At 38.9% G+C, this 8029-nt stretch carries 8 protein-coding genes; 5 read left to right on the top strand and 3 right to left on the bottom strand.

Features of this window, described 5'->3' with window-relative positions:
• Positions 1 to 1297 (bottom strand): hypothetical protein (locus tag R3333_RS10355; protein ID WP_318958721.1); only part of this gene is annotated, 1297 nt, incomplete at its 3' end.
• Positions 1298 to 1669: 372 nt separating this feature from the next.
• Here R3333_RS10355 and R3333_RS10350 point away from each other — a divergent pair.
• The 3 genes from R3333_RS10350 to R3333_RS10340 are packed head-to-tail and all read left to right on the top strand — an operon-like array spanning position 1670 to position 3821.
• The gene (locus R3333_RS10350) at positions 1670 to 2221 is read left to right on the top strand and encodes a hypothetical protein (protein ID WP_318958720.1); all 552 of its coding nucleotides are present in this window, start codon (positions 1670 to 1672) and stop codon (positions 2219 to 2221) included.
• A gap of 2 nt (positions 2222 to 2223) precedes the next feature.
• Positions 2224 to 3264 carry an alpha/beta hydrolase gene (locus tag R3333_RS10345; protein ID WP_318958719.1) on the top strand — a complete coding sequence of 347 codons (1041 nt, stop codon included), beginning with the start codon at positions 2224 to 2226 and terminating at the stop codon, positions 3262 to 3264.
• Between the two features lie 5 nt (positions 3265 to 3269).
• Complete coding sequence (locus R3333_RS10340) at positions 3270 to 3821, top strand: hypothetical protein (protein WP_318958718.1); 552 nt, start codon at positions 3270 to 3272, stop codon at positions 3819 to 3821.
• Between the two features lie 157 nt (positions 3822 to 3978).
• Here the strand turns inward: R3333_RS10340 and R3333_RS10335 are convergent, their stop codons facing one another.
• Together R3333_RS10335 and folP are read right to left on the bottom strand one after the other, a co-directional pair.
• Positions 3979 to 4680, bottom strand: a complete 702-nt coding sequence (locus R3333_RS10335) for a diphthine--ammonia ligase (protein ID WP_318958717.1) — start codon at positions 4678 to 4680, stop codon at positions 3979 to 3981.
• 8 nt (positions 4681 to 4688) lie between these two features.
• On the bottom strand, positions 4689 to 5540 hold the full coding sequence (gene folP, locus R3333_RS10330) for a dihydropteroate synthase (RefSeq protein WP_318958716.1): 852 nt from the start codon (positions 5538 to 5540) through the stop codon (positions 4689 to 4691).
• Between the two features lie 28 nt (positions 5541 to 5568).
• Here folP and R3333_RS10325 point away from each other — a divergent pair, with 28 nt between their 5' ends.
• Positions 5569 to 6111, top strand: coding sequence for a DUF1599 domain-containing protein (locus R3333_RS10325; RefSeq protein ID WP_318958715.1), 543 nt, complete (start codon positions 5569 to 5571; stop codon positions 6109 to 6111).
• 9 nt (positions 6112 to 6120) lie between these two features.
• Complete coding sequence (locus R3333_RS10320) at positions 6121 to 8016, top strand: MauE/DoxX family redox-associated membrane protein (RefSeq protein ID WP_318958714.1); 1896 nt, start codon at positions 6121 to 6123, stop codon at positions 8014 to 8016.
• Positions 8017 to 8029: the final 13 nt, after the last annotated feature.

Here is an 8029-nt window from a genome sequence, read left to right as displayed (position 1 = left end):
TTCCATTCTCTAACCAATCAGGTACTTCAAAATCTTTCGCTTTTGGATGTTGTTGAAAAATAAATCTCAAAGCTCTGATTGAATCATAAGCGTCACTTACAAGTTTTTTCTGAAGCTCTGTAAATTTATCATCATATTCATTTTCACTTATCTTATGAGCTGGATTTTGTCTTTCTCTCCTTACTTTTTTAAGTGGCTTAAATATGTCTTTTAGCTCATTTTCCTTTTCTGTTTTAAAAATACCTAAGAGCCATTCTTCCAAAAGTCTTATAGTTCCTTTTGATCTTCTTTCTACTAATCCATCTTCGATTTCTACTATGTCATATAGCTCCATTTTACCTTTAAAAAAATCCTTGTTTATATTTTCTGATAGCATTTTATCAAGTAAATGGACAAAATCATTATAGTTTTTTAATGTAGGTGTGAAAAAGAAGGTGAACTCTTTTGGTCTTTTTTCGTCATTAAAGTTCTTTCTAAATAGTGATTTTGAGAAAATCGTTTCTGAGATTTTATTTAAGCAGCTTAATTCTCCAATTAAACCACTAAATATTGAATAGGAAGAAGTCCAATTGCCTTGAATTGTATTTTGATGATATTCTTCAAGCATTTTACAATTCCCTCCTTTTTCTCGACTTTTCCAATAAACTTGGTGCTCAGGTGTTAAGTCGCATAAATATCTTAAATATACCACAGCAACTCTCTTATTATTTTCATCAAACCCCAAACCAAAAGTTTTTAGAAAAACTTCGTCTTCTTTTCTGAGATAGGGTTTGTCATTGTCATCATATTTACACGAAATTCTACCAGAATAATCTTTGAAATGAAAGTCAAATCGTGGGTCGTTAGCGTATCTTTCTAAAACTTCTATTTCAAAGAAAATTGGTTTTAACTGTGGTTGAGCAAAAGCTAATTCTTTAGTATAAACTGCATTTCCAAATTCCGTTAAATCCCTTTTAGATTTTAGAAGATTTTCTGTCGGATATAAACAGATAGGAAACTCCGTATTTTCTGATACAAAAGAAATCTCACCGATTTTCTCAACTGTAACCTCCCAAGATTTAGCATCTTCAAGAATTTTTAATTGAATATCAATTGGGTAAAGCCGTGAGCAAATTATGTGAGGATTTGTACTAGATTGTATTGTTATCCTTTCTTCAGAGACGAGAGCTTTTATAATGTCAATAGAATTTTCATATTCAATTCTTAATTCTTCGCTTACTTGTCTTAAAGGCATTCCATTGAAATCACTTGAATTCACAAAGAAGTCATATACTTTATTTTCAATTTGTTTTTTCAATGATGTTGGTTTTTTAGCTTGCGTACAACAATCGTATATCCACAATTGCGTTTATTTTCCTTATCTCTCTATTGCATTTACCCACCCAAAAGAGCCAATAAAACACAACTTCCTCCCGAAAATACCTTTTTCAATGCTAAAACCTTAGGAATTGATCATCGGTGGTGTCAAAAAGGGGAAAAGTCCCCTAAGTGGCGGGAAGGTGAGCTAAAACTAATAAAATAATTATATGGTTGAAATAGATGTGCGTAAAAATGTGCGGGGCAAGTTGACTTTTCGTAAATTGTAGGAAGCTTCAAAAAAATAATCTACGCTTGGGATGGGGGTAAGGTAAGTTTCTGCTGTCTTAGGTGTACCCAACATCGTACAATTATGAAACATTACTTACTCTTTGCATTCTTTACCCTTTCAGCTTTGGGGGGTGTTGCACAACAAAACCTTAACCTGGGCGGTGCGGTGATCTACGATAGTTATCGGTCACCCGGATTTGCTTTGAAAATGGAATATGAAAAGTTCTTTACCCCTGATTTTTCGTTACCCTTGAAGTTAGAAACAGGATATGTATACGGAGGAGAAAAGAATTCACTTTCCATAGAATTGCACAAAGGCTTTCGTAAATATTTTGCTTCTGGAATTTTCTTAGAACAATATATAGGCGTGGGGGCCATGGCCAATTTTTACCACACCGATGATATCTGGTACTTTGATAAATACCAATGGGGATACAGGTATGCACCAGGAGCTAATTGGGGATTTAAACCTTCTACGGGAGTAGTAGTGGGTTATGATTTAACCCATGCCTCTGAGCAATCGCATTTGATTTGCTTAAAAACAGACGTGTATTGGAATTTAGGATTTAGACCCTTGCATTTGCCCTACAGTTCTGTCCAACTCGCTTATGTATTCACTTTTAAAAACCTGTAGACATGAAAGCTATCATTACATTAACATTGTTCACGGTCGTTTTTCTCTTTACAGGGTGTAATAAGGCCGAATTTTTAAACGAAGGAGACTTCTATTATTTGGACCATAAAGGAGCCAAGTTGCCGGTTTGGATCAAAGGTAATATGGAATCGGACGTGTTGCTGATTACCGTACACGGCGGTCCAGGCGATTCTGGGATGGAACAAACCATTGCCAAGGGCTTTAAATATTTGGAAGACGATTATGCCGTTGCCCATTGGGATCAAAGGTACAGTGGGATGTCGCAAGGTTACTACGATAAAGCCAAGCACACGCCCGAGCAGTATATAGAGGATACAGAAATGGTGGTCAAACTTTTACAGCAAAAATACCCCAATAAGAAATTGTTTATGCTGGGGCATAGCTGGGGCGGACAGTTAGCCGCGGGGTATTTAGGAAGAGATAATCATGCAGCTAATTTCAAAGGTTGGATAGATTTGGATGGATCTATTTATGGAGATTTGGAGTCGCAATTAATGAAGGAATACATACTGGATAGAGTTCCGGCTAAATTGGAGGAGGAAAATGCAGATGTAGCGTTTTGGCAACATATAGTGGACTGGTACGATGAGCATCCAAATCCGGGAAATTATTCAGAGGGACTCCCTTATATCTATGTGTCGAACCTAGGGGGTGATGCCTATAACTGGGAAGAGGTGCAAGCCGATAACCCTACGCCTTACATCGAGTTGATTTTTAAATCTATGTTTTCATTTTCCTTCTATACGGATGCCTTTTACGATAAGGAAACCATGCAAAAATGGGACAAGCTGAATTACACACCGGAGTTAGAAAACATTAGCATTCCATCTTTGATACTCTGGGGAGCCGATGATGGCATCGTTCCGGTGGGAGTGGCAGACTATGTTTACGATCATTTGGGAACACCTGCAGCTGATAAAGAAGTCGTTAAAATACCTGAGTGTTGTCATGGACCACAACATGATCAGCCCGAAATATTTTACCAAGAAGTAAGTGATTTCATTGAAACCTATAAAAACTAAGCAGCATGAAAAGAATAGTATATAGTTTAACACTTTGCGTGATGTTTTTAGCGCAGGCTCAAGCACAAGTTCAACAAAACGTGGGAGTAGGGTACTTTGGAAACACAGTTACTTATCCTGGTTTGGTTTTGGAATACGGACTAGAAAAAATGTTTACAGCGCAAGCCTCACTTCCTCTGCGTTTAGATGTTGGATTTTACCATCATAAAAGGTATAACACCGGAGTATTTGCCGACGTCAATTTGGGTTTTAGAAGGTATTATGCTTCAGGATTGTTTTTGGAAGAGAGTATAGGTGTTGGTTGGATGAGTACTTTTGTAGCTTCAGATGAAGTATTCAGCATTAACGATGCAGGAGAATTGGAAGAAGCTTCAAGGTATGCTTCAACGGATGTTATGCCTTCAATCACCCTGGGTATTGGATATGATCTTACCCGAAAAAGTGCCGCAAAGCACCTGATTTGGTTACGTCCAAAAATCTTTTGGCAATTCCCCCACAAAACAACGTCCTTTTACAGTGTTGCACTACAAGTTGGGTATACCTATCATTTGAAATAAAAGCGAGAGAAGGTGATTAAGATGTATCGTCAGAACAATTGCTTTCTCTTTTTCATTGCTTCAAGTGTCGCTCGGCTCGATACCTCGACTCCGCTCGATAACCTTGGCAGTAAATAAACCTTTTAAATACTCCTTACTCCAAACAGCCTTTGCCTATTCACTTTTGCCTCAATTCAACATAATGGAAGCCTCGTACTTTACTCTCCTTCGTAACATACTTCGCTTCCAGTTCCTTATATACTTTCTCACCATTTTCAATGTGTATAGGTGCTGAAAAAATGGGACCATCGTAACAAAAGCTGTGGAATTCGCCGTTTTCGCCGCAAGGGTCTACTTCTGAAGGGAGGGAAGAGAGGAAGTTGTGGTCGTAGTCTTGGCCGACATGCGTTTCGTTTAAGTAAGCATCACTTACGCAACAAATTCTTGTTTTAAAACCTGCATCTATGAAGGCTTTGGAGAGTTTGTGCGTGTCTTTTTTCCACAAAGGGAAGAAGCCTTTGAGGTTTACTTGGGCCAGGTTGTTTTCTCTGTAGGTTCTCAAATCTTCTAAGAAGATGTCGCCGAAAACTACACCAGCTATTTGGTGTTTTCCTTTGTATTCTTCCAGTACCTTGCGCATTTGCTCTTCGTAGTGCGTGTTGGTGCTTTCGCTCACGGTCATTTCTATGAGGGGCAAGCCTATGCTTTGTGCTTGTTGGCGCGTTAAGTCTATGTGCGTGCCGTGCATGGAAACACGTTGTAAATCTATGTTATAGGTGGTCATCAAAGCCACCACTTCAAAATTAGGATCTTGCAAAGTTTGCCAAAGGGCATAACTCGAGTCTTTACCGCCACTCCAAGCGAAGATTACTTTGTGCATAATGTTGTCTATTGGTGTAAGCGTTTGTTTAATTCAACCACTTGTTTGGCTTCTTTCACATCGTGTACGCGCAAGATGTTAGCACCTTTGTTGAGGGCAAACATGTTTAAGGCGGTAGTCGCGCTCAAACTTTCAGCGGCAGTGATATCAAGCGCTTTGTAAATCATAGACTTTCTAGAAATCCCTGTTAAAATGGGGTAGCCCATGGTGGTGAACTTGTTTTGATGTGCCAACAATTCGTAGTTCTGGTCCAAAGTTTTGGCAAAACCATAACCGAGGTCGAGTATGATGTTGTTGTGTTGGAGTGCATTCAATTTTCTTACTTTTTGCATCAAATCCTCGTAGATGTCTTCTACCAAATTGTCGTAGTTACATAAACTCTGCATGGTTTGCGGCGTACCGCGCATGTGCATGAGTATATAAGGCACTTGGTTTTTGGCAACGGTAGCAAACATGTGTTCATCCAAAGTTCCTCCAGAAACATCATTGATGATGTCTGCACCTTGGTCTATTCCGCGTTGGGCTACTTCACTTCTAAAGGTGTCTACCGAAATCCATACTTCTCCAAAATTCTTGCGAATAGCCGTCACTGCTTCTTGCACGCGCTGGGCTTCAGCTTCAAGAGGAACTTCTATGGCTCCCGGACGTGTAGAGTAAGCACCCAAGTCCAAAATATCTGCGCCATCCTGCAACATTTTCTCCACAGTTGTTAATAACTCTTTAGTCGATTGATTTCTACTAGGTTCATAGAAAGAGTCTTGGGTCAAATTAAGTATACCCATTACCCGTGGAGTACTCAAATCGAGTACCTTGTCACCGTTATGGAGTAGGCTAGAAATTTTATTATTCTTATCTTTCACGTCTATTTTTTTGAAGAAATATTTAAGGATGTCTAAAACAACGGAGCAATATACAAAAGTGATTTCCATTTGCAGGGAAATTTTTGAAAAGAAAACCAAAGATTACGGTACATCATGGAGAGTTTTTCGCTCGAGTTCGTTGACCGATCAATTGTTTATCAAGGCACAAAGAATACGCACACTTCAAATCAATGGAGAAAGCAAAGTAGGCGAGGGAATTTACGATGAATTCGTAGCCATAGTCAACTATTGTGTAATGGCTTTGATACAATTGGAGCAAGACGATAATTTGGAGATGGAATTGACCCAGATGGAAGCTATACAGTTGTACGATGCCTACATCAAAAAAGCCAAAGAGTTAATGGAAAAGAAGAACCACGATTACGGGGAAGCCTGGAGAGATTTGCGTGTGAGCTCTTTAACAGATTTGATTTTGGCCAAGATACTTCGCGTAAAACAAATAGAAAACAACGCTGGAAAAACCATAGCGAGTGAAGGGATAGATGCAAACTACTACGATATGCTAAACTATGCCGTATTTTCACTTATTCACTTAAACGAAGAAAACTAATCGTAAGATATGAGAACAGTAGATAAAATTCACGGACGTTCGCTACCTTTAAACCTTATAGCTATCTTACTAAACCTAACTGGATTAACCTTTTTGGTGATCGGTTACCACGATAATTTTGAAGCCAATGCCATGCTTTACAAAACCATAGGGAGCGTTCTGTTCTTTATAGGGATGGCAGGGTTCATTGCATTGAAAGGATTGCAGCTCAGCTCTTATGTTTTTAGAGCTATATCGGGTGGTTTATTCATCGTTTCAGGACTCATTAAAGCCAATGATCCACTCGGTTTTGCCTACAAATTAGAAGAGTATTTTGAAGATGGGGCACTTGCCTTTCGTGTAAAAGAGCTTTTCAATGCACCCGAATTTAGTTTAGAATTCTTTATCGATTACGCCCTTCCTTTGAGTGTAATCATCTGTATACTAGAAATCGTTTTAGGCGTATTGCTCATCATAGGAGGAAAACTCAAATTGGCATCTTTCCTTACGTTGGGAATGATGTTCTTTTTCACGCTGTTGACATGGCATACCAAAGAATGTGACCCGAATGCCTACTTCATGGATGTAGATAGGTATGAGGTAAATTCAAGCACTGCACAGCAAAAGATACAAATGGCCGAAAGCGATACCATGGTGCGCGTGCTAGAGACGACAAACAGTTATGTGAAGATAGGTGAATACAAATCTACACAGTGTGTAAGCGATTGTGGATGTTTTGGAGATGCCTTGAAAGGAAGTGTGGGTAGATCGTTGACGCCTCAAGAATCCTTCTGGAAAGATTTAATTTTCTTGTATTTCTCTATATTCATTTTTATTGCATCGTTTAGATCTGCGCCCAATACCCGTAACCAAAACTTGTTGATGATACCTGCATCTATGATCGTGAGTATCTTCTTTAGTTATGTGTTCGGTTGGTATTTCCCAATTTTCTTTGCTTTGATCACCATTTTAGGTGCCTTATGGGTGAAGCGTTCGAACAACAAGTGGGTAGGAAACTACTGGGTGGCCTCGTTATGGGTGATCTTTATCAGTGCGTTGTTTGTGACCTATGTATTGGCGTATATGCCCGTGAAAGATTATAGACCATACGCAGCAGGTAGTGATTTGAATGAAAAAATGAACGATGGTAGAGAAGGTGTTTTCGAAACTTTCTTAACGTATAAGAATTTGCAAACAGGAGAATTGAAAGACTTTACTTCTGCTGAATTCAGTGCATCTGATATTTGGAAGCCAGAGAACAAAGACAAATGGGAGTTTGTGAGTAGCGAAACCAAAACAATTGTTCCTACAAAATTACCTTCTATCGTTTCATCAGAATTCAACCCGAATTTAAATGTTGCAGATTTGACGGAGGTAGAAAGGAATATGCCTTATGTGAAAGAGATGTTAGAAGCACACCAAACGGCTCAAGTCTTTGTACAAGAACGCGAGAGTGGTGGTGGATACTATGTTCCTTTAAAGGAGTATAGTCCAGAAGCCTACGATAGCACGATGTACGTTATTGGAGATACTGTTATGGGCTTGGATCCTTACTTCCCAGAGGTAAGTGTACAAGAATTGATTTTGACTTCTCCACGTATGATTTTGTTGGTGAGCAAGAACTTGCCGAATGTGGCGTTGAGTCAGAAACGTATAGACCGCATTAAGCGTGTAGTTGCAGATGCTCAAGCTGACGGAGTACCGGTGGTTATGGCAGCAGTAACAACAACAGAAGATATTCAAAAGTTCAGAGAAGAAACGGGAATCATTGTTCCTACTTTCATGAACGACGAGAAAATATTGAAAGCTGTAGGTAGAGCAAATCCTACCTTAATGGTGATAGAAAATGGCGTAGTAAAAGCCAAATATCCTTACCGTTCTATACAAGAATGGAGTTGGATGAAAGAAAATGCATTAGAAGATTAAATCCATATTATGA

Source organism: Lishizhenia sp. (assembly GCF_033720595.1).
In the GTDB taxonomy this organism is placed as follows: domain Bacteria; phylum Bacteroidota; class Bacteroidia; order Flavobacteriales_D; family Crocinitomicaceae; genus Lishizhenia.
Note: the sequence above shows the minus strand (reverse complement) of the source record. Positions and strands in the feature narration are given on the sequence as shown.

Coding starts and splice junctions, on each gene's coding strand:
- R3333_RS10335 (WP_318958717.1), bottom strand. CDS start 4,680: ATGCACAAAGTAATCTTCGCTTGGAGTGGCGGTAAAGACTCGAGTTAT.
- R3333_RS10350 (WP_318958720.1), top strand. CDS start 1,670: ATGAAACATTACTTACTCTTTGCATTCTTTACCCTTTCAGCTTTGGGG.
- R3333_RS10345 (WP_318958719.1), top strand. CDS start 2,224: ATGAAAGCTATCATTACATTAACATTGTTCACGGTCGTTTTTCTCTTT.
- R3333_RS10320 (WP_318958714.1), top strand. CDS start 6,121: ATGAGAACAGTAGATAAAATTCACGGACGTTCGCTACCTTTAAACCTT.
- R3333_RS10340 (WP_318958718.1), top strand. CDS start 3,270: ATGAAAAGAATAGTATATAGTTTAACACTTTGCGTGATGTTTTTAGCG.
- R3333_RS10325 (WP_318958715.1), top strand. CDS start 5,569: ATGTCTAAAACAACGGAGCAATATACAAAAGTGATTTCCATTTGCAGG.